The following is a 20,569-nucleotide window of genomic DNA, read 5'->3' as shown; positions in this document are numbered from 1 at the left end:
CCTTTCAATATACTTTTGCTTAATTCAGTTTGTATTATAAAAAATGTCAAAAAGATCTGGACACGATCGTTTCGAGCGTTATTTGTACCATCAACGCCTTCTGGACGCGTAGACGACGCACTTAAACTGGTTAAAAAGACCCGGTTATAGGGCTTTTTCCATCCATTGACAGGAGTGGGGGCTGGCATGATACCCCTGACGTAATGGGCTGAGCATGCACTGTGGCAGAAGAGAACGACGACAAAACGGAAGCCCCCACACCCCACCGACTAGAAAAGGCGCGTGAGGAAGGGCAAATCCCCCGATCCCGAGAATTGACCTCCCTGCTGATCCTTATCGTGGGGGTGTGCATTATCTGGTGGGGCGGGGAGTCGCTCGCCCGCAAGCTGGCGGGGATGCTCTCAACCGGCTTACGTTTTGACCACAGCATGGTCAACGATCCGAATCTGATCCTCAGCCAGATTATTCAGCTTATTAAAGGGGCCATGGCCGCGCTGTTGCCCCTGATTACCGGGGTCGTGCTGGTCGCGCTGGTTTCCCCGGTGATGCTTGGCGGTCTGGTCTTTAGCGCCAAATCGCTGCAGCCGAAATTTTCCAAACTGAACCCGCTGCCGGGCATTGCGAAAATGTTCTCTGCGCAGACCGGGGCCGAGCTGCTCAAAGCCGTTCTCAAATCGGTGCTGATGGGCAGTTCCGCAGGGTTTTACCTCTGGTACCACTGGCCGGAAATGATGCGTCTTATCAGCGAGTCGCCGCTAACCGCGATGAGCAACGCCCTGAATCTGGTCGGGCTCTGTGCGCTGCTGGTGGTGCTCAGCATTATTCCGATGGTGGGTTTTGACGTGATCTTCCAGCTTTATACCCACTTCAAAAAACTGCGGATGTCGCGGCAGGATATTCGTGACGAATATAAGCAGATGGAAGGTGACCCGCACGTGAAAGGGCGCATCCGCCAGATGCAGCGTGCCGCCGCCCGTCGCCGCATGATGGACGATGTGCCGAAGGCCGACGTCATCGTCACCAACCCGACACACTATTCCGTTGCGCTGCGCTACGACGAAAACAAAATGAGCGCGCCGAAAGTCGTGGCGAAAGGGGCGGGACTGATCGCGCTGCGCATCCGCGAAATTGGCACCGAACACCGCGTGCCGATCCTCGAAGCCCCTCCGCTGGCGCGTGCTCTTTACCGCCATGCGGAAATTGGACAACAGATCCCGGGACAACTCTACGCCGCCGTGGCGGAAGTGCTGGCCTGGGTATGGCAGTTGAAGCGCTGGCGTCTCGCCGGCGGTCAACGGCCTGCGAAACCTGAGAACCTTCCGGTGCCTGCCGCGCTGGATTTTATGAACGAGAAGGACACTGATGGCTAATCTGGTGGCAATGTTGCGCCTGCCCGGCAACCTGAAATCGACCCAATGGCAGATCCTTGCCGGGCCGATTCTGATCCTGCTAATTCTGTCGATGATGGTACTGCCGCTCCCGGCGTTCATCCTCGATCTGCTTTTCACTTTCAATATCGCGCTGTCCATTATGGTGCTGCTGGTGGCGATGTTCACCCAGCGTACCCTGGAGTTCGCCGCGTTCCCGACCATTCTGCTGTTTACCACCTTGCTCAGACTGGCGCTGAACGTGGCGTCCACGCGTATCATCCTGATGGAAGGTCACACCGGTGCGGCAGCGGCGGGTAAAGTAGTGGAAGCGTTTGGCCACTTCCTGGTGGGCGGCAATTTCGCTATCGGTATCGTGGTGTTCGTTATCCTCGTTATCATCAACTTTATGGTTATCACCAAAGGTGCAGGGCGTATCGCGGAAGTCGGCGCGCGTTTTGTGCTGGACGGGATGCCGGGCAAGCAGATGGCGATCGACGCCGACCTGAACGCCGGGCTCATTGCCGAAGATGAAGCCAAAAAGCGTCGTTCGGAAGTGACGCAGGAGGCAGACTTCTACGGCTCCATGGACGGTGCGAGTAAGTTTGTGCGCGGTGACGCCATCGCGGGCATTCTGATCATGGTGATTAACGTGGTCGGCGGCCTGCTGGTGGGGGTATTGCAGCACGGGATGGACATGGGCCACGCGGCGGAAAGCTATACGCTGCTGACCATCGGTGACGGTCTGGTCGCGCAGATCCCGGCGCTGGTTATCTCCACGGCGGCGGGCGTGATTGTGACCCGCGTGAGTACCGATCAGGACGTTGGCGAGCAGATGGTGGGCCAGCTGTTCAGCAACCCGCGCGTGATGCTGCTGGCCGCTGCGGTTCTCGGCTTGCTTGGGCTGGTGCCGGGGATGCCAAACCTCGTCTTCCTGCTGTTTACGGCGGCTCTGCTGGGGCTTGCCTGGTGGATGCGCGGCCGTGAAATCAAACCGGCTGCTGAGCCTGTTCCGGTCAAAATGCCGGAGAACAACCAGGCCGTCGAAGCGACCTGGAACGACGTTCAGCTGGAAGATTCCCTGGGAATGGAGGTCGGGTATCGCCTGATCCCGATGGTCGATTTCCAGCAGGATGGCGAGCTGCTTGGCCGAATCCGCAGTATCCGTAAGAAATTCGCGCAGGACATGGGCTTTCTGCCGCCGGTTGTGCACATCCGGGACAACATGGACCTGCCGCCCGCGCGCTATCGCATCCTGATGAAAGGTGTCGAAATTGGCAGCGGTGATGCCTATCCGGGCCGCTGGCTGGCGATTAACCCGGGCACCGCCGCAGGCACGCTGCCGGGCGAGCAAACCATCGATCCGGCCTTTGGCCTGGCCGCTATCTGGATTGAAAGCGCGCTGAAAGAGCAGGCGCAAATCCAGGGGTACACGGTTGTTGAAGCCAGTACCGTGGTGGCGACCCATCTTAACCACCTGATTGGGCAATTCTCGGCGGAGCTGTTTGGCCGCCAGGAAGCGCAGCAGCTGCTGGACCGCGTCACGCAGGAGATGCCTAAGCTGACGGAAGATCTGGTTCCGGGCGTGGTGACGCTGACGACGCTGCACAAGGTGCTGCAAAACCTGCTCGAAGAAAAGGTGCCGATCCGCGATATGCGCACCATTCTGGAAACGCTGGCAGAGCATGCGCCAATCCAGAGCGATCCGCACGAGCTGACGGCGGTGGTGCGCGTGGCGCTGGGGCGTGCGATCACCCAGCAGTGGTTCCCGGGAACCGGAGAAGTGCAGGTTATTGGCCTCGATACGCCGCTTGAACGTCTTCTGCTTCAGGCCCTGCAGGGCGGGGGCGGCCTGGAGCCGGGGCTGGCGGATCGTCTGCTGGCACAAACGCAGGAGGCGCTGGCGCGTCAGGAGATGCTGGGCGCGCCGCCGGTGCTGCTGGTGAACCATGCGCTGCGTCCGCTGCTGTCGCGCTTCCTGCGTCGTAGCCTGAATCAGCTGGTCGTGCTGTCGAATCTGGAGCTGTCGGATAACCGCCATATCCGCATGACGGCGACGATTGGAGGAAAATAATGCGTAAATGGCTATGGATTTTGCTCTTCCCGCTGGCGGCGCAGGCTGCCGGGGAGGGGACCTGGCAGGCGAGCAGCATGGGTGTGACCCTCAGCAACCGGGGCGTGGCGATGTCCTCTAACCCGCTGGCGCCTTCTGACGCGGTATCCGGCCTGATGGGCCTTGTAGTCTGGAACTACCGGCTGATTGGCCCAACGCCTGCCGGGCTGCGGGTGCGCCTCTGTTCTCAGACGCGCTGCACGGAAATCGACGGAGAAAGCGGTACGACGCAGGCGTTCAACGGCGTACCGGCCATTGAACCTTTGCGTTTTATCTGGGAAGTGCCGGGCGGGGGACGTTTGATCCCGGCGCTGAAGGTGCAGAGTAATTCCGTCATCGTGAACTACCGCTGACGGTCGGATTATAAGAAATCCAAAAAACAAAACCCGGCGATTGCCGGGTTTTTGTATTACATACGTTCTACGGTTTCGATACCCAGGGTATCCAGACCCAGCTTCAGGGTCTTCGCCGTAAGCTGGGCCAGCTTCAGGCGGCTGTTGCGGACCGATTCATTTTCCGCAGACAGAATAGGGCAGTGCTCGTAGAAGCCAGAGAACAGACCCGCCAGATCGTACAGGTAAGCACACATCACGTGCGGCGTACCGTCACGCGCGACAACCGTCAGCGTCTCTTCAAACTGCAGCAGGCGCGCCGCCAGCTGCGCTTCGCGATCTTCCGTGATGGTCACTGTCGCATTCGCCAGTACGCTTTCATCAATGTTCGCCTTACGGAACACCGAGAGCACGCGGGTGTAGGCATACTGCATATATGGCGCGGTGTTGCCTTCAAACGCCAGCATGTTATCCCAGTCGAAGATATAGTCGGTGGTACGGTTCTTGGAGAGATCCGCGTATTTCACCGCACCGATACCCACGGCGTTGGCCAGTTTTTCCAGCTCGTCGGCCGGCATGTCCGGGTTCTTCTCGGCCACCAGGCGGCGGGCGCGTTCCAGCGCTTCGTCCAGCAGGTCGGACAGCTTCACGGTACCGCCAGCACGGGTTTTGAACGGCTTACCGTCTTTACCCAGCATCATGCCGAACATGTGGTGTTCCAGCGGAACGCAATCCGGCACGTAACCGGCTTTACGCACGATGGTCCACGCCTGCATCAGGTGCTGGTGCTGACGGGAGTCGATGTAGTACAGCACGCGGTCGGCGTGCAGCGTCTCGTAACGGTATTTCGCACAGGCGATATCGGTGGTGGTGTAGAGGTAGCCGCCATCCTTTTTCTGGATAATCACGCCCATCGGTTCACCTTCCTTGTTTTTGTACTCATCAAGGAACACAACCGTTGCGCCTTCGCTCTCAACCGCCAGGTTTTTGGCTTTCAGGTCGGCCACAATGCCCGGCAGCATTGGGTTATAGAGGCTTTCACCCATTACGTCGTCACGGGTCAGGGTGACGTTCAGGCGGTTATAGGTAAGCTGGTTCTGAGACATGGTGATGTCAACCAGCTTGCGCCACATCTCGAGGAAGTATTTGTCGCCGCCCTGCAGTTTTACCACATAGCTGCGCGCGCGCTCGGCAAAGGCTTCGTCTTCGTCGTAGTGCTTTTTGGCTTCGCGGTAGAACCCTTCCAGGTCCGCCAGCGCCATTTCACCCGCGTTTTCCTGCTGCTGTTTTTCCAGGTAGGCAATCAGCATGCCGAACTGCGTACCCCAGTCGCCCACGTGGTTCGCCCGAATCACCTTGTGACCGAGGAACTCGAGCGTGCGCACTGCGGCATCACCGATGATGGTGGAGCGCAGGTGGCCAACGTGCATCTCTTTCGCCACGTTCGGGGCAGAATAGTCGATCACGACGGTCTGCGCCTCCGGCTGGGAAACACCCAGACGGTCAGACTTCAGCGCCGCGTCAACGTGGCTTGCCAGGAATGCAGGCTCAAGGAAGATATTGATAAAGCCCGGACCGGCGATTTCGGTTTTGCTGGCAATGCCGGAAAGATCCAGATGCGTCAGTACCTGCTCAGCGAGCTGTCGCGGCGGCATGCCCAGTTTTTTAGCCACTGCCATCACGCCATTAGCCTGATAGTCGCCAAACTGTACTTTTGCTGACTGACGAACCTGCGGTTCGCAATCCGCAGGCGCGCCTGCGGCAATCAGTGCCTGACTGACTTTTTCGGAGAGAAGAGCCTGAATATTCACCTGGATACCTTACGTTTTTGATGCGGGCCTACAACCGCCCGCGCCAGTTAAAGAATTTAGGGCGGGAGTATACTGCAAATGCCTTCTGGCGTCAGCATCGCGGGGCCCGAAGATTGCTCAGAATCCAGGCGGTGAAAGTGTGCATAATCATGCAGTCACAAAAAGCCGGATTCTGCGGTTGGTCAAAACAGGGCAACAGAGTAAATTAGCGGCTTTGCGACATGAAAAGAGAGTGACTTATGGCGAACTGGCTATCCATTGACGAACTGCATGATATTTCCGCAGATTTACCGCGCTTCACCCAGGCGTTCACAGAACTTGCCACCCGTCTCGGTCTGGATATCGCACCGCTTGAGGCCGATCACATCTCTTTGCGCTGTCATCAGAATGCCACCGCCGAGCGCTGGCGTCGCGGGTTTGAACAGTGCGGTGAGTTGCTCTCCGAGAACATCATTAATGGTCGCCCCATTTGCCTGTTTAAACTGCATGAACCGGTGAACGTGGCGCACTGGCAATTCACCGTGGTTGAACTGCCGTGGCCGGGCGAGAAACGCTATCCGCACGAAGGCTGGGAACATATCGAAATTGTCCTGCCGGGTGATCCTGGAACACTCAACGCGCGCGCGCTGGCCCTGCTTTCTGACGAAGGCTTGAGCAAGCCGGGAATTTTTGTGAAGACAAGTTCACCCAAAGGCGAGCGCGAGCGGCTACCTAACCCGACGCTGGCCGTCACCGACGGACAGGTTACGGTGAAGTTTCATCCGTGGACCATTGAGCAAATCGTTGCCAGTGAAGCGTAAGAAGTTGTGAGTTCACGCCGGGACTGAAAAGGGACGGGATGTCATGATGGTTCGTTTAGTGGGATTTCAGGAGGATTAAATGGCGCTGCTGGAGATTTGTTGTTACAGCGTGGAGTGTGCCGTAACCGCGCAAAAGCACGGGGCTGACCGCATTGAACTGTGCGCGGCCCCCAAAGAGGGCGGGCTGACGCCGTCTTACGGCGTGTTGAGGTCTGCCCGCCAGGCCGTCGCCATTCCCGTTCACCCGATTATTCGTCCGCGCGGCGGTGATTTTTGTTACACGGCGGGCGAGTTCAGTGCCATGCTTGATGATATCGCACTCGTTCGGGACCTGGGGTTTCCAGGGCTGGTGACCGGCCTGCTGGATGAGGACGGCGATATTGATATACCGCGCATGCGTCAGATTATGAGCGCCGCGCAGGGGCTGGCCGTTACTTTTCATCGCGCATTTGATATGTGTAAAGATCCGCTTCAGGCCTTTGAAACGCTTGGAGAACTTGGCGTGGCGCGCATCCTGACATCGGGTCAGCAGGCGTCAGCGGAAAAAGGACTGCAATTAATTACGGAACTAAAAGCACATTCCGGTGTTCCAATAATAATGGCGGGTGCGGGAGTCCGCGCCGGCAATCTGGAACGGTTTTTAAACGCCGGGGTAGAAGAGCTGCACAGCTCCGCGGGTAAATGGATACCTTCGCCCATGCGTTATCGCAATACAGGGTTGTCAATGTCGACGGACGCTGAAGCGGATGAGTATTCACGCTACGGCGTAGAGGGAGAGTCGGTTGCGGAAATGAAGTCGCTGATTGAGCGCCATCACGTGTAGCAACGTACCGATTTTTACCGCGCATCATGTCGCCCAATATGATGCTTGCTTGTACCAGGCCCCTGCAATTTCAACAGGGGCCTTTTTTTCTCCTGCGCCCGGTGGCGCTTCGCTTACCGGGCCTACAAAATCGGGAGTAGGCCGGGTAAGGCGTAGCCGCCACCCGGCTAAAGGGCTACGGCTTGGTCGCAATCAACACCGCACGCATCGGGGCCGGATAGCCTTCGATGGTTTTGCTGTGGTCGGCCGGGTCGAGGAACTGCTCCAGTGATTCGGTGATCATCCAGTCGGTGCGGCGCTGTTCCTCGAGAGAGGTCACGCTGACATCGGCAATCCGCACATCCACAAACCCGCACTTCTCCAGCCAGTTCTTCAGCGCCAGCGCGGAAGGGATGAAGTATACGTTGCGCATCTGCGCGTAGCGATCGCCAGGCACCAGAACGGCATGTTCATCGCCTTCAATCACCAGCGTTTCCAGCACCAGCTCGCCGCCGCTGACCAGCTGATCCTTCAATTGCCACAGGTGTTCAAGTGGGGAACGGCGGTGATACAGCACGCCCATGGAGAAGACGGTATCAAACGCTTTCAGGGCAGGGAGTTGTTCGATGCCCAGCGGCAGCAGGTGCGCGCGCTGGTCGTTACCCAGCAGCTTGCGCACCGCTTCAAACTGGCACAGGAACAGCTGCATCGGGTCAATACCGACCGCCAGATGCGCGCCCGCGCCAATCATGCGCCACATGTGGTAACCGCTGCCGCAGCCCACGTCCAGAATGGTACGCCCGGTCAGATCGGAAAGGTGGGGCAGAACGCGATCCCATTTCCAGTCAGAGCGCCATTCGGTATTGATGTTCACGCCGTAAAGTGAAAACGGCCCTTTGCGCCACGGCATCAGGTTCCGCATTAGCGTTTCGATGCGGTTGATCTGCCCGGCCGGAAGCGGCTCTTCGCTCTCGGCGGTTACGCTGTGGAGCAGGTCGAGGCGATACGGGGTCAGTTCCGGTAAAAATTCCACCGCATTTGACCACTGCTTTAACAGGCCGTGCTGCTGGTCGCGCTGCCAGGCGGCAATCTGCGCGGGCAAGGTTTCCAGCCAGTGGGAAAGCTGGTTTTTGGCAATCAGCTGATAGAAGTTGCTGAATTCGATCATGCTGATTCTCCCGCTTTCAGCGCCACCAGAGAGCCAAAGTTAAAGCACTGGAACCACAGTTCGCTGTGTTCAAACCCGGCTTTGCTCAGACGCGCTTTGTGGGTTTCTACGGAATCCGTCAGCATCACGTTTTCAAGCATGCTGCGCTTCTGGCTGATCTCCAGTTCGCTGTAGCCGTTTGCCCGTTTGAAATCGTGGTGCATGTTGAACAGCAGTTCGCCAACCTCGGCATCTTCGAAGCTGAATTTCTCTGAGAGCACCAGCGCGCCGCCAGGGTTCAGCCCTTTATAAATTTTGTCCAGCAGCAGCTGGCGGTCTTCAGGCACCAGGAACTGAAGAGTGAAATTCAGCACCACCATCGAGGCGTTATTGATCTCAATATTGCGGATATCACCTTCCACCACGTCCACCGGGACAGGGGCTTTATACGCATCAATATGGCGACGGCAGCGCTCAACCATGGCCGGGGAGTTATCGACGGCAATGATCCGGCAGCCTTCGTGGTGAACGTTACGACGAACCGACAGCGTTGCCGCGCCGAGCGAGCAGCCCAGGTCATAGACCTGCGTGCCGGGTTGAACGAAGCGCTCAGCCAGCATGCCGATCATAGAGATAATATTGGAATAACCGGGAACAGAGCGCTGGATCATATCCGGGAAGACTTCGGCTACCCGTTCATCGAAGGTCCAGTCGCCCAGGCTGGCGATAGGCGCGGAAAAAAGCGTGTCGCGATCTGACATAACGTAAAAATCCGGGAAAAATAAAGTGGCGTATTGTGCGCTAATGGAGGGAGAAAACCAACTCCCACGGCATATACCACAGGTTAGCCAGCACCATCAGCAAAAGCGAACACCAGGTCGCACTCATGCCGGAACGACGCCAGCGGATTAAGCGGTGGTGAAAACCGTAATAGTGCATCAGGCGGCCAGCAATAAGAAGCAGGCCACAGATGTGCACCATCCAGGTTTCTGCGCCATTCATCTCCATAAAAAGCAGCAGGATTAAGGCTGCGGGGATGTATTCGACCGCGTTGCCATGAATGCGGATAGCGCTTTGTAGCTCTGAAAATCCGCCGTCACCGTAAGAGACACGGTACAGCGTTCTCAGGCGCACAACATCAAAAGAAAACTTAATCAGCAGTAATGCACCTAACACCGCATACAGCGCGCTGACCATACAAACTCCCTGTTTTTGGCAGATGGCACTTCACTATGATAGGGGGTGATATCAGAAAAGAGAAGATTGTTGTGGGATAGCAGGGGCGCTGCCCACGGACGGCACCGCAGCCTGCAAGGCCTGCCACAGAGCATCGACCAGTTCGGGCGCCTGAGCGATATCCGGCGTGTGCAAAAAGAGGTACGGCGTGGTGGTGTGTTCCCACTTCGCTAACGTTTGCAGCCAGACGGCGAACATCGCCTGATTTTGCTGCATGTTATCGCTGCCGATAAACCTGACCATTGGGTTATGTGCGGTAACAATGGCGTGAACCGGCACTTTCGGTTTTTTACGCTGCGCTTCAACGATGGCTTCGCTATGGGGGACAGCGCTGTGCACCGGGCGGCTGTCGAGAATCACCCGGTTTACGGAACGCTCAAGCAGGCCGCGGTTGAGCGCTTTTTCTGCTTCGCCTTTCGCAAAGAAGTCCTGGTGTCTTACTTCTACGCCGTAGGTGAATTCACGGGGCAGGGCATCCAGGAATTGCCAGAGCGCAGGTAAATCGCGCGGGCCAAACGTGGCGGGTAGCTGGATCCAGTACTGACCGATGCGGTTCGCCAGCGGCGACATGCGCGCGAAAAATTCTTCGGTCAAATCGCCGCAGTTGCGCAGCGCGGCCTGGTGCGAAATGGTGGCCGGAAACTTGAAGCAGAAGCGGAAGTCGTCGGTCGTTTGTTCCCGCCAGCGCGCAACAATCTCGGCTTTGGGGAGCGCATACAGGGTGGTGTTGCCCTCGACGCAGTTGAAGTGCCGGGCATACTCCTCAAGGCTGGTGATGCCAAGGCGCACCCATTTCGGGTGCGACCACTGGGGCAGGCCGACATACATCATAGCGCGCTGATAATCTCATCCGTGCTGCGCACGCGGCCGATGCGCGGGAAGATATGGGTCATGCTGCCCTGATGCTGTTCCGCGGAGGCTGCGCTGCAGGCATCTTCGGCGATCACCAGATTAAAGCCCAGCTCCCACGCGTTGCGGGCGGTAGACTCCACGCCGATATTGGTGGAAATGCCGCACAGAATAATGGTGTCGATGCCCCGACGGCGGAGCTGCAGCTCGAGATCGGTGCCGTAGAAAGCGCCCCACTGGCGTTTGGTCACTTCAATATCGCTGTCGCGTTTGCCGAGTGAGACCGGGTACGTCCACCAGTTTTCCGGCAGGGCGCGTGCAGGAGCCTGAGCGTCAACGGGCTGCTTTAACGCTTCGGCGTAATCTGCGGACCAGCCCACGCGCACCATGACAACAGGCGCACCGCTGGCACGACATGTTTCCGCCAGGCGAGCGGCGCGGCTGACCACATCATCTGCGGTATGCGGGCCACCGGCGAAGGGCAGAATGCCTTCCTGTAAATCAATCACGACAAGTGCGGTTTTACTGGCATCAAGTGTTAACATCGTTACTCCCGTTAAATGAATCACTTCCAGACACCATACGACGTGATGGCCTGTTCCTGGGCGGATAATTTTGTTAATTTTTGTGAGAATGCGCAATAAGAGCTCAGCAAACGACCGCCTGGCCGTGGTTCGCTCTTATCGTCCGGCGGAATTTCCAGTATAATAGCCGCCTTTTTTCATCCAGTTGTGACATACAGAAAGCTGCGACATAGTAGCCTGCATACCAGGCGACATTTAGCCTGCGGCTAATTAAGGGATATCTCATGCGTACAGAATATTGCGGGCAGCTGCGTCAGTCCCACGTCGGGCAGCAGGTAACCCTGTGTGGTTGGGTCAATCGTCGTCGTGATCTTGGTAGCCTTATCTTCATTGATATGCGCGACCGCGAAGGTATCGTTCAGGTGTTCTTCGACCCGGATCGCGCAGATGCGTTGAAGCTGGCCTCTGAGCTGCGTAATGAGTTCTGCATTCAGGTTACCGGCACCGTGCGTGCGCGTGACGAGAAAAACGTCAACGCCGACATGGCGACGGGTGCCATCGAAGTGCTGGCGTCCGATCTGGTGATTATCAACCGTGCAGAAGCGCTGCCGCTGGACTCCAACCACGTCAACACTGAAGAAGCGCGTCTGAAATACCGCTACCTGGATCTGCGTCGCCCGGAAATGGCTCAGCGCCTGAAAACCCGTGCGAAAATCACCAGCCTGGTGCGTCGCTTTATGGATGACCACGGTTTCCTCGATATCGAAACCCCGATGCTGACCAAAGCCACGCCGGAAGGTGCGCGCGATTACCTGGTCCCATCCCGCGTTCATAAAGGTAAATTCTACGCGCTGCCGCAGTCTCCACAGCTCTTCAAACAGCTGCTGATGATGTCCGGCTTCGATCGCTACTATCAAATTGTAAAATGCTTCCGCGACGAAGACCTGCGCGCTGACCGCCAGCCAGAATTTACCCAGATCGATGTGGAAACCTCCTTCATGACCGCCGAGCAGGTGCGTGAAGTGATGGAAGCCCTGGTGCGTAGCCTGTGGAACGACGTGAAGGGCGTTGAGCTGGGCGATTTCCCCATCATGACCTTCGCTGAAGCCGAGCGTCGCTACGGCTCCGACAAACCAGACCTGCGTAACCCGATGGAGCTGGTGGACGTGGCAGACCTGGTGAAAGCCGTTGAGTTTGCCGTATTCTCTGGCCCGGCTAACGATCCTAAAGGCCGCGTAGCAGCGCTGCGTGTACCGGGCGGTGCGGCACTGAGCCGCAAGCAGATTGACGACTACGGCAACTTCATCAAGATCTACGGCGCGAAAGGTCTGGCCTATATTAAAGTGACCGAGCGTGCGAAAGGTCTGGAAGGCATCACCAGTCCGGTAGCGAAATTCCTGAACGCAGACATTGTGGAAGCGATCCTTGAGCGCACCGGCGCGCAGGACGGCGACATGATCTTCTTCGGCGCAGACAACAAGAAAGTCGTGGCGGATGCGATGGGCGCGCTGCGTCTGAAGCTCGGCAAAGACCTGAACCTGACCGACGAGAACAAATGGGCGCCGCTGTGGGTTATCGACTTCCCAATGTTTGAAGACGACGGTGAAGGCGGTCTGACCGCAATGCACCACCCGTTCACCTCGCCGAAAGACATGACGGCAGCAGAGCTGAAAGCGGCGCCGGAAGACGCGGTCGCGAACGCTTACGATATGGTTATCAACGGCTACGAAGTGGGCGGCGGTTCCGTGCGTATTCACAGCGGTGAAATGCAGCAGACCGTGTTCGGTATCCTGGGTATCAACGAGCAGGAGCAGCGCGAGAAGTTCGGCTTCCTGCTGGACGCCCTGAAATACGGCACGCCGCCGCACGCGGGTCTGGCCTTCGGTCTTGACCGTCTGACCATGCTGCTGACCGGCACCGATAACATTCGTGATGTTATTGCCTTCCCGAAAACCACTGCCGCAGCGTGTCTGATGACCGAAGCGCCAAGCTTTGCCAACCCGGCCTCTCTGGCCGAGCTGGGCATTGAAGTGGTGAAGAAGGAAGAGAAAAACTGATATGGCATATAAGCTTCCCGTTTCTGTTCTGGTGGTCATTTATGCAGAAGACACGAAGCGGGTGCTGATGTTGCAGCGGCGCGATGATCCTGATTTCTGGCAGTCGGTAACAGGCAGTCTGGAAGAGGGGGAAACCGCGCCGCAGGCCGCCGCGCGCGAAGTAAAGGAAGAGGTCGCCATTGACGTTGCCCGCGAGCAACTGACCCTGAAGGACTGTCAGCGCACGGTGGAGTTTGAAATTTTTAGCCATTTACGTCATCGCTACGCGCCGGGTACCGAGCGCAATACGGAGTCGTGGTTCTGTCTCGCGCTCCCCCATGAACGGGAGATCGTGTTTACCGAACACCTGACCTACCGCTGGGTGAATGCGGCGGACGCCGCCGCACTGACCAAGTCGTGGAGCAACCGGCAGGCGATTGAAGAATTTGTAATTAACGCAGCCTGAGAAGGCGCGATTTTTGGAGAACTTTTTATGGCAGGTCATAGTAAGTGGGCCAACACCAAACACCGCAAAGCGGCACAGGATGCCAAGCGCGGTAAGATCTTTACCAAAATCATTCGCGAGCTGGTGACGGCAGCGCGTCTGGGCGGCGGCGACCCGGCTTCTAACCCGCGTCTGCGCGCGGCGGTGGATAAAGCGTTGTCTAACAACATGACGCGTGACACCCTGAACCGTGCAATCGCACGCGGCGTGGGCGGTGATGAAGACGCGAACATGGAAACCATCATTTATGAAGGTTACGGCCCTGGCGGTACTGCGGTGATGGTTGAGTGTCTGTCTGACAACCGTAACCGTACCGTTGCGGAAGTGCGCCACGCGTTCACCAAAACCGGTGGCAACCTGGGCACTGACGGTTCCGTTGCTTACCTGTTCAGCAAAAAAGGCGTCATCTCCTTCGAGAAAGGCGACGAAGATGCGATCATGGAAGCGGCGCTGGAAGCCGGTGCGGAAGACGTTGTGACCTTCGATGACGGTGCTATCGACGTTTACACCGCGTGGGAAGAGATGGGTGCCGTGCGCGACGCGCTGGAAGCGGCTGGCCTGAAAGCGGACAACGCTGAAGTGTCCATGATCCCGTCCACCAAAGCGGATATGGATGCGGAAACGGCACCGAAACTGCTGCGTCTGATCGATATGCTCGAAGACTGCGACGACGTGCAGGAAGTGTATCACAACGGTGAAATCTCTGATGAGGTTGCAGCGACTCTCTAATGAGAGCGTATAAATCCGTTACGGGAGACGCGTGATGTCGATTATTCTCGGGATTGACCCAGGCTCACGCGTCACCGGTTATGGCGTTATCCGTCAGGTGGGACGCCAGTTAACCTACCTGGGCAGCGGCTGTATTCGCACCAAAGTTGACGATCTGCCGTCGCGCCTGAAGCTCATTTATGCGGGCGTGTCGGAAATCATCACCCAGTTTCAGCCTGACTATTTCGCCATCGAGCAGGTCTTTATGGCGAAAAACGCCGATTCAGCGCTTAAGCTCGGGCAGGCGCGCGGCGTTGCCATCGTTGCTGCCGTGAACCAGGATTTGCCGGTATTCGAATACGCGGCGCGTCAGGTCAAGCAGACGGTGGTGGGCATTGGTAGCGCGGAGAAAAGCCAGGTGCAGCATATGGTGCGTACCCTGCTGAAGCTTCCTGCGAACCCGCAGGCCGACGCCGCCGATGCGCTGGCGATTGCGATTACCCACTGTCACGTCAGCCAGAACGCGATGCAAATGAGCGAGTCGCGGCTTAATCTGGCGCGAGGCAGGTTACGATAATGAGAAATCAGGCTGGATAAACATCCAGCCTTTTTTTATTATGTCGGCAGTTAATTTCTCCCAGAACGCAGGAGCGTCACGTGATAGGCAGACTCAGAGGCATCATCATTGAAAAACAACCCCCGTTAGTGCTGCTGGAAGTGGGTGGCGTGGGCTATGAAGTCCATATGCCGATGACCTGCTTCTACGAGCTGCCGGACGCGGGCAAAGAGGCGATTGTCTTTACTCAGTTTGTGGTGCGTGAAGATGCCCAGCTGCTGTACGGCTTCAATAACAAACAGGAACGCACCCTGTTCCGCGAGCTGATTAAAACCAACGGCGTCGGTCCGAAGCTGGCGCTGGCGATTTTATCCGGCATGTCAGCGCCACAGTTTGTGAATGCCGTTGAGCGCGAAGATCCTGCGGCGCTGATTAAGCTTCCGGGCATCGGCAAGAAAACCGCCGAGCGCCTGATTGTGGAGATGAAAGACCGCTTTAAAGGCCTGCATGGCGATCTGTTCACGCCGGCTGCCGATTTGGTACTGACCTCTCCTGGCGGCCCTGCGACGGATGATGACGCCGAGCAGGAAGCGGTTGCCGCGCTGGTGGCGCTGGGCTATAAACCTCAGGAGGCCAGCCGTATGGTGAGCAAAATTGCCAAACCGGACGCCAGCAGTGAAACCCTGATTCGTGAAGCGCTGCGCGCTGCATTGTGAGGTAAAGGATGATTGAAGCAGACCGCCTGGTGTCGGCAGGCACTATTCAGGCAGAAGACGTGGTGGATCGTGCGATCCGCCCTAAGCTGCTTGATGAGTATATCGGCCAGCCGCAGGTTCGTTCCCAGATGGAGATTTTCATCCAGGCGGCAAAGCTGCGCGGCGATGCGCTCGATCACCTGCTGATTTTTGGCCCTCCGGGTTTAGGGAAAACTACGCTGGCGAATATCGTTGCCAATGAAATGGGCGTCAACCTGCGCACCACCTCCGGCCCTGTGCTGGAGAAGGCGGGCGATCTCGCTGCGATGCTGACCAACCTCGAACCGCATGACGTGCTGTTTATCGATGAGATCCACCGCCTGTCACCGGTGGTGGAGGAAGTGCTCTATCCAGCGATGGAAGATTACCAGCTGGATATCATGATCGGTGAAGGCCCGGCCGCGCGCTCCATCAAAATCGATCTGCCGCCGTTTACCCTGATTGGCGCCACCACCCGCGCCGGGTCGTTGACCTCTCCGCTGCGCGACCGTTTTGGCATCGTGCAGCGTCTGGAGTTTTACCAGGTGGCGGACCTCCAGCACATCGTTGGCCGTAGCGCCCGCTATATGGGGCTGGAAATGAGCGAAGAGGGCGCGTTTGAAGTGGCGAAGCGTTCCCGCGGTACGCCGCGTATCGCCAACCGTCTGCTGCGTCGCGTGCGTGACTTTGCCGAAGTGAAGCACGATGGCTCGATTTCCGCCGAGATTGCCGCTCAGGCGCTGGATATGCTGAACGTCGATGCCGAAGGCTTTGACTATATGGACCGTAAACTGCTGCTGGCGGTGCTGGATAAGTTCTTTGGCGGCCCGGTCGGGCTGGATAACCTGGCGGCGGCAATCGGAGAAGAGCGGGAGACGATAGAAGATGTGCTGGAGCCGTATCTGATCCAGCAGGGCTTCCTGCAGCGCACCCCACGTGGACGTATGGCAACGGTACGGGCGTGGAATCATTTCGGCATTACGCCACCGGCAATGCCGTAAATAATGCAGGGGTGGCGGCTACGCCTTACCCGGCCTACAATTTGACCTTTGTAGCCCCGGTAAGCGAAGCGCCACCGGGGACATACCCGCTACTGTGCGGTCTTCTTCATCATACTGAAGATAAACATCACCGCTGCGCTCAGCACCACGGACGGCCCCGCAGGCGTATCGTAGAACGCCGAGAAGGTTAACCCCCCCGTTACCGCAACCATCCCGACGATAACCGCCACACCGGCCATCTGCTCAGGCGTACGGGCGAAACGACGCGCGGTTGCCGCAGGGATAATCAGCAGTGACGTGATAATCAGCGCACCGACGAACTTCATCGCCACGCCGATGGTTAACGCCGTCACCAGCATCAGCAGCAGTTTTACGCGCTGCAGCTTCACGCCGTCGACAAACGCCAGATCGGGACTGACGGTCATGGCCAGTAAATTACGCCACTGCCAGAGCAGAATGGCGAGCACCACCACCACCCCAATGGCGATAGCGATGAGATCCTCCGGCGTCACGGCCAGCAGGTCACCGAAGAGGTAGGCCATCAGATCCACGCGGATGTTCGACATCAGGCTGACCACCACCAGGCCCAGAGAAAGGGCACTGTGCGCCATAATGCCAAGCAGCGTATCAATCGCGAGGTGAGGGCGCTTTTCCAGCCAGACCAGACCGGCGGCCAGCAGCAGCGTGACCACAATCACCGCGTAGAAGGGGTTTACATCCAGCAGCAGACCAAAGGCAACGCCCAGCAAAGACGCATGCGCCAGGGTATCACCAAAATAGGACATTCTGCGCCAGACGACAAACGAGCCGAGCGGGCCCGCGGCGCAGGCAAGCATAATCCCGGCCAGCCAGCCGGGCAGTAACAGTTCAATCATGAGTGTCCATTTCCCCGACGCAGTACGATTCGTCCCTGTAAATCATGGCGATGATTATGATGATGGCGGTAAATGCCCAGCTGTTCAGCGCCGCGAGGGCCGAACATGGAGATAAATTCCGGGTGCATTGACACTACTTCAGGCGTACCGGAGCAGCAGATGTGATGGTTGAGGCACAGCACTTCGTCGGTTTTTGCCATCACCAGATGGAGATCGTGAGACACCATCAGCACGGCGCAATCAAGCTCCCGACGGAGCTGGTCGATCAAATCATAAAGCGCAACCTGACCATTCACGTCCACACCCTGAGTTGGCTCATCCAGAACCAGCAGCTGTGGGCTGCTCAGCAGCGCGCGGGCAAGTAACACTCGCTGCGTTTCACCGCCGGACAGTTTTTGCAGCGGCGCATCGACAAGATGGCCCGCCTGCACGCGTTTCAGTGCCGGGAGAATATCGGCCTTCCGCGTGCCGGGACGCAGACGCAGAAAACGGCTGACCGTCAGCGGCAGCGTGGCGTCGAGGTGAAGTTTTTGCGGCACATAGCCAATACGCAATTTTTCCTCGCGCTTGATCACGCCTTCATCGGGTGCGACCAGACCCAGCACCACGCGCACCAGGGTGGATTTGCCTGCGCCATTGGGGCCGAGCAGCGTCAGAATTTTGCCGGGCTTCAGATCGAGCGACACGTCAGAGAGGACGCGGCGCTGGCCGAATGAGACCGAAATATTTTCAAGAGAAACCAATGTCGTCATGTCATTTTAAGCTTGAAGAAGTCAACGAATGTTATAATATCACATTCCACGCATTCACTACGATGATTAGTCGCATTATGTTACATAAAAATACGCTTCTTTTCGCAGCATTATCCGCTGCCCTTTGGGGGACAACCGCACAAGATGTTAACGCTGCGGTTGTCGCTTCGCTTAAACCACTCGGATTCATCGCGTCGGCCATTGCCGACGGGGTAACGGAAACTCAGGTTCTGCTCCCTGATGGTGCATCCGAGCATGACTATTCCCTGCGCCCTTCAGATGTAAAACGCTTACAAAACGCGGACTTAGTCGTCTGGATTGGCCCGGAAATGGAAGCGTTCATGCAGAAGTCAGCAAAACAGGTTGCTGGCGAAAAACAGGTCGCGATTGCCGAACTCTCCGGCGTGAAACCGTTGCTCATGAAAGGGGCGGATGACGATGACGACGAACACGATCATCATGCCGCAGACGGTGAAAAAGGTGATGGAGATCACCATCACGGCGAGTACAACATGCATCTTTGGTTATCCCCAGAGATAGCGCGGCTTTCAGCGGTTGCAATCCATGACAAATTAGTGGAACTTATGCCGCAAAGTCGAGCCAAACTAGACGCCAACCTGAAGGATTTTGAGGCACAATTAGCCGCAACCGATAAGCAGGTAGGTAATGAGCTCGCACCGTTGAAAGGTAAAGGGTATTTCGTTTTTCATGACGCCTACGGCTATTACGAAAAACATTACGGTTTGACCCCGCTGGGTCACTTCACCGTCAACCCTGAAATTCAGCCTGGTGCGCAGCGTTTACATGAAATCAGAACACAGTTGGTTGAGCAAAAAGCGACATGCGTTTTTGCTGAGCCACAGTTCAGGCCAGCGGTCGTAGAAGCCGTGGCCAGGGGAACGTCCGTGCGCATGGGAACCCTTGACCCGCTAGGTACGAATATCCAGTTGAGCAAAGTGAGCTATTCACAGTTCCTCAGCCAACTGGCGAATCAGTATGCGAGCTGCCTGAAAGGAGATTAACGAGGAAGTGAATACGTGCAACAGATAGCCCGCTCTGTCGCCCTGGCATTTAACAATCTGCCTCGACCCCACCGCGTTATGCTGGGGTCGCTTACAGTACTCACCTTAGCGGTCGCCGTCTGGCGGCCCTATGTTTACCACCCGAGTTCTGCCCCTATCATCAAAACCATTGAGCTCGAAAAGAGCGAAATCCGTTCTTTGCTGCCTGAAGCCAGTGAGCCTATCGACCAGGCGGCTCAGGAAGATGAAGCCATCCCGCAGGATGAACTGGACGATAAAACCGAGAACGAAGCAGGTATTCACGAATATGTTGTGTCTACCGGGGACACGCTGAGCAGCGTGCTGAACCAGTACGGCATCGACATGGGCAATATCACCCAGCTGGCGGCTGCGGATAAAGATCTTCGTAACCTGAAAATCGGACAACAGCTCTCCTGGACATTAACGGCGGATGGCGATCTCCAGCGTCTGACCTGGGAAATGTCCCGCCGCGAAACCCGTACCTACGATCGCACTGCAAACGGTTTCAAAATGACCAGCGAAATGCAGAAGGGCGACTGGGTTAACAGCGTTCTGAAAGGCACCGTGGGCGCGAGCTTTGTCTCCAGCGCGCGCGATGCAGGCTTGACCAGCGCTGAAATCAGCTCGGTGATCAAAGCCATGCAGTGGCAGATGGATTTTCGCAAGCTGAAGAAGGGCGATGAGTTCTCCGTCCTGATGTCCCGCGAAATGCTGGACGGCAAGCGCGAGCAAAGCCAGCTGCTGGGCGTACGTCTGCGCTCCGAGGGCAAAGATTACTACGCGATTCGTGCCGAAGACGGTAAGTTCTATGACCGCAGCGGTACGGGCCTTGCGAAAGGTTTCCTGCGCTTCCCGACGGCAAAACAGTTCCGCGTCTCCTCCAACTTTAACCCGCGTCGTCTGAACCCGGTAACCGGGCGCGTCGCGCCGCACCGTGGCGTTGACTTCGCCATGCCGCAGGGCACGCCGGTACTGGCGGTAGGGGATGGCGAAGTGGTGGTAGCCAAGCGTAGCGGTGCCGCCGGATATTATGTCGCGGTACGTCATGGTCGTACTTATACGACCCGCTACATGCACCTGCGTAAGCTGCTGGTCAAACCGGGCCAGAAGGTGAAGCGTGGTGACCGTATCGCGATCTCCGGCAATACCGGACGATCTACCGGCCCGCACCTGCACTATGAAGTGTGGATCAACCAGCAAGCAGTGAACCCGCTAACGGCGAAACTGCCGCGCACCGAAGGCCTGACAGGTAAAGATCGTACTGATTATCTGGCGCAGGTTAAAGAGGTGGTGCCGCAGCTGAGCCTAAACTAAGCTCTCTGTTTTTGTTAAAAAAGCCGGCGCACACTGAAGCCGGCTTTTTCTTTTGTGCGTGGAC

General features: G+C 57.3%; 21 protein-coding genes. 13 read left to right on the top strand and 8 right to left on the bottom strand.

Annotated elements, in window-relative coordinates; all coding sequences use genetic code 11:
- The first annotated feature begins 221 nt into the window (after window positions 1–221).
- Genes flhB through flhE form a run of 3 tightly spaced genes read left to right on the top strand, consistent with a single transcriptional unit; the run spans window position 222 to window position 3,833 of the window.
- Window positions 222–1,370: a flagellar biosynthesis protein FlhB gene (flhB, locus tag N037_RS17155; RefSeq protein ID WP_032642389.1), complete on the top strand. Its 1,149-nt coding sequence runs from the start codon at window positions 222–224 to the stop codon at window positions 1,368–1,370.
- Window positions 1,363–3,441 carry a flagellar biosynthesis protein FlhA gene (gene flhA / locus N037_RS17150; protein WP_023336120.1) on the top strand — a complete coding sequence of 693 codons (2,079 nt, stop codon included), beginning with the start codon at window positions 1,363–1,365 and terminating at the stop codon, window positions 3,439–3,441. The genes flhB and flhA overlap by 8 nt, the downstream gene beginning before the upstream one ends.
- Window positions 3,441–3,833: a flagellar protein FlhE gene (gene flhE / locus N037_RS17145; RefSeq protein ID WP_023336119.1), complete on the top strand. Its 393-nt coding sequence runs from the start codon at window positions 3,441–3,443 to the stop codon at window positions 3,831–3,833. The genes flhA and flhE overlap by 1 nt, the downstream gene beginning before the upstream one ends.
- A gap of 56 nt (window positions 3,834–3,889) precedes the next feature.
- Here the strand turns inward: flhE and argS are convergent, their stop codons facing one another.
- Window positions 3,890–5,623: an arginine--tRNA ligase gene (gene argS / locus N037_RS17140; RefSeq protein ID WP_032642386.1), complete on the bottom strand. Its 1,734-nt coding sequence runs from the start codon at window positions 5,621–5,623 to the stop codon at window positions 3,890–3,892.
- A 239-nt stretch (window positions 5,624–5,862) separates the two neighbouring features.
- Between argS and N037_RS17135 the strand changes: the two genes are divergently transcribed.
- Complete coding sequence (locus N037_RS17135; protein ID WP_032642384.1) at window positions 5,863–6,423, top strand: VOC family protein; 561 nt, start codon at window positions 5,863–5,865, stop codon at window positions 6,421–6,423.
- Window positions 6,424–6,502: 79 nt separating this feature from the next.
- On the top strand, window positions 6,503–7,246 hold the full coding sequence (cutC, locus tag N037_RS17130) for a copper homeostasis protein CutC (RefSeq protein ID WP_032642382.1): 744 nt from the start codon (window positions 6,503–6,505) through the stop codon (window positions 7,244–7,246).
- A 175-nt stretch (window positions 7,247–7,421) separates the two neighbouring features.
- On the opposite strand, the gene cmoB is transcribed toward cutC, so the two are convergent.
- The 5 genes from cmoB to N037_RS17105 are packed head-to-tail and all read right to left on the bottom strand — an operon-like array spanning window position 7,422 to window position 11,002.
- Window positions 7,422–8,393, bottom strand: coding sequence for a tRNA 5-methoxyuridine(34)/uridine 5-oxyacetic acid(34) synthase CmoB (cmoB, locus tag N037_RS17125; protein ID WP_032642381.1), 972 nt, complete (start codon window positions 8,391–8,393; stop codon window positions 7,422–7,424).
- Window positions 8,390–9,133 (bottom strand): carboxy-S-adenosyl-L-methionine synthase CmoA, encoded by a 744-nt coding sequence (gene cmoA, locus N037_RS17120; protein WP_023336114.1) that lies wholly within the window; start codon window positions 9,131–9,133, stop codon window positions 8,390–8,392. The genes cmoB and cmoA overlap by 4 nt, the downstream gene beginning before the upstream one ends.
- Before the next feature lie 40 nt (window positions 9,134–9,173).
- A complete protein-coding gene (locus N037_RS17115; protein ID WP_021240443.1) occupies window positions 9,174–9,569 on the bottom strand; it encodes an MAPEG family protein in 396 nt (131 codons plus the stop codon).
- A gap of 51 nt (window positions 9,570–9,620) precedes the next feature.
- Window positions 9,621–10,439 carry a DUF72 domain-containing protein gene (locus N037_RS17110; protein ID WP_032642379.1) on the bottom strand — a complete coding sequence of 273 codons (819 nt, stop codon included), beginning with the start codon at window positions 10,437–10,439 and terminating at the stop codon, window positions 9,621–9,623.
- Window positions 10,436–11,002, bottom strand: a complete 567-nt coding sequence (locus tag N037_RS17105) for a hydrolase (RefSeq protein ID WP_023336112.1) — start codon at window positions 11,000–11,002, stop codon at window positions 10,436–10,438. Before N037_RS17105 ends, N037_RS17110 begins: the two co-directional genes overlap by 4 nt.
- 263 nt (window positions 11,003–11,265) lie before the next feature.
- On the opposite strand from N037_RS17105, the gene aspS reads away from it, so the two are divergent.
- The 6 genes from aspS to ruvB all read left to right on the top strand — a co-directional run bounded on the left by aspS (window position 11,266) and on the right by ruvB (window position 16,521).
- A complete protein-coding gene (gene aspS, locus N037_RS17100) occupies window positions 11,266–13,038 on the top strand; it encodes an aspartate--tRNA ligase (RefSeq protein ID WP_032642377.1) in 1,773 nt (590 codons plus the stop codon).
- Between the two features lies 1 nt (window position 13,039).
- Window positions 13,040–13,483 carry a dihydroneopterin triphosphate diphosphatase gene (gene nudB / locus N037_RS17095; protein ID WP_023336110.1) on the top strand — a complete coding sequence of 148 codons (444 nt, stop codon included), beginning with the start codon at window positions 13,040–13,042 and terminating at the stop codon, window positions 13,481–13,483.
- A gap of 27 nt (window positions 13,484–13,510) precedes the next feature.
- Window positions 13,511–14,251 (top strand): YebC/PmpR family DNA-binding transcriptional regulator, encoded by a 741-nt coding sequence (locus N037_RS17090; protein WP_008500447.1) that lies wholly within the window; start codon window positions 13,511–13,513, stop codon window positions 14,249–14,251.
- 34 nt (window positions 14,252–14,285) lie between these two features.
- Window positions 14,286–14,807: a crossover junction endodeoxyribonuclease RuvC gene (gene ruvC / locus N037_RS17085; protein WP_003859749.1), complete on the top strand. Its 522-nt coding sequence runs from the start codon at window positions 14,286–14,288 to the stop codon at window positions 14,805–14,807.
- A gap of 80 nt (window positions 14,808–14,887) precedes the next feature.
- Window positions 14,888–15,502 carry a Holliday junction branch migration protein RuvA gene (gene ruvA / locus N037_RS17080; RefSeq protein WP_023312236.1) on the top strand — a complete coding sequence of 205 codons (615 nt, stop codon included), beginning with the start codon at window positions 14,888–14,890 and terminating at the stop codon, window positions 15,500–15,502.
- An 8-nt stretch (window positions 15,503–15,510) separates the two neighbouring features.
- Complete coding sequence (gene ruvB / locus N037_RS17075; protein ID WP_023336108.1) at window positions 15,511–16,521, top strand: Holliday junction branch migration DNA helicase RuvB; 1,011 nt, start codon at window positions 15,511–15,513, stop codon at window positions 16,519–16,521.
- Window positions 16,522–16,610: 89 nt separating this feature from the next.
- Here ruvB and znuB read toward each other — a convergent pair whose 3' ends face one another.
- Both znuB and znuC read right to left on the bottom strand, forming a co-directional pair.
- Window positions 16,611–17,396 (bottom strand): zinc ABC transporter permease subunit ZnuB, encoded by a 786-nt coding sequence (gene znuB, locus N037_RS17070; protein ID WP_023336107.1) that lies wholly within the window; start codon window positions 17,394–17,396, stop codon window positions 16,611–16,613.
- A complete protein-coding gene (gene znuC / locus N037_RS17065) occupies window positions 17,393–18,148 on the bottom strand; it encodes a zinc ABC transporter ATP-binding protein ZnuC (protein WP_023312233.1) in 756 nt (251 codons plus the stop codon). Before znuC ends, znuB begins: the two co-directional genes overlap by 4 nt.
- Before the next feature lie 77 nt (window positions 18,149–18,225).
- Here znuC and znuA point away from each other — a divergent pair, with 77 nt between their 5' ends.
- Together znuA and mepM are read left to right on the top strand one after the other, a co-directional pair.
- The gene (znuA, locus tag N037_RS17060) at window positions 18,226–19,170 is read left to right on the top strand and encodes a zinc ABC transporter substrate-binding protein ZnuA (RefSeq protein ID WP_032642449.1); all 945 of its coding nucleotides are present in this window, start codon (window positions 18,226–18,228) and stop codon (window positions 19,168–19,170) included.
- 15 nt (window positions 19,171–19,185) lie between these two features.
- Window positions 19,186–20,505: a murein DD-endopeptidase MepM gene (gene mepM, locus N037_RS17055; protein ID WP_023336104.1), complete on the top strand. Its 1,320-nt coding sequence runs from the start codon at window positions 19,186–19,188 to the stop codon at window positions 20,503–20,505.
- The last annotated feature ends 64 nt before the right edge of the window (window positions 20,506–20,569 follow it).

It is taken from the genome of Enterobacter sp. EGD-HP1 (assembly GCF_000733275.2).
In the GTDB taxonomy this organism is placed as follows: Bacteria; Pseudomonadota; Gammaproteobacteria; order Enterobacterales; family Enterobacteriaceae; genus Enterobacter.
This window is presented reverse-complemented; position numbering and strand designations above follow the sequence as displayed.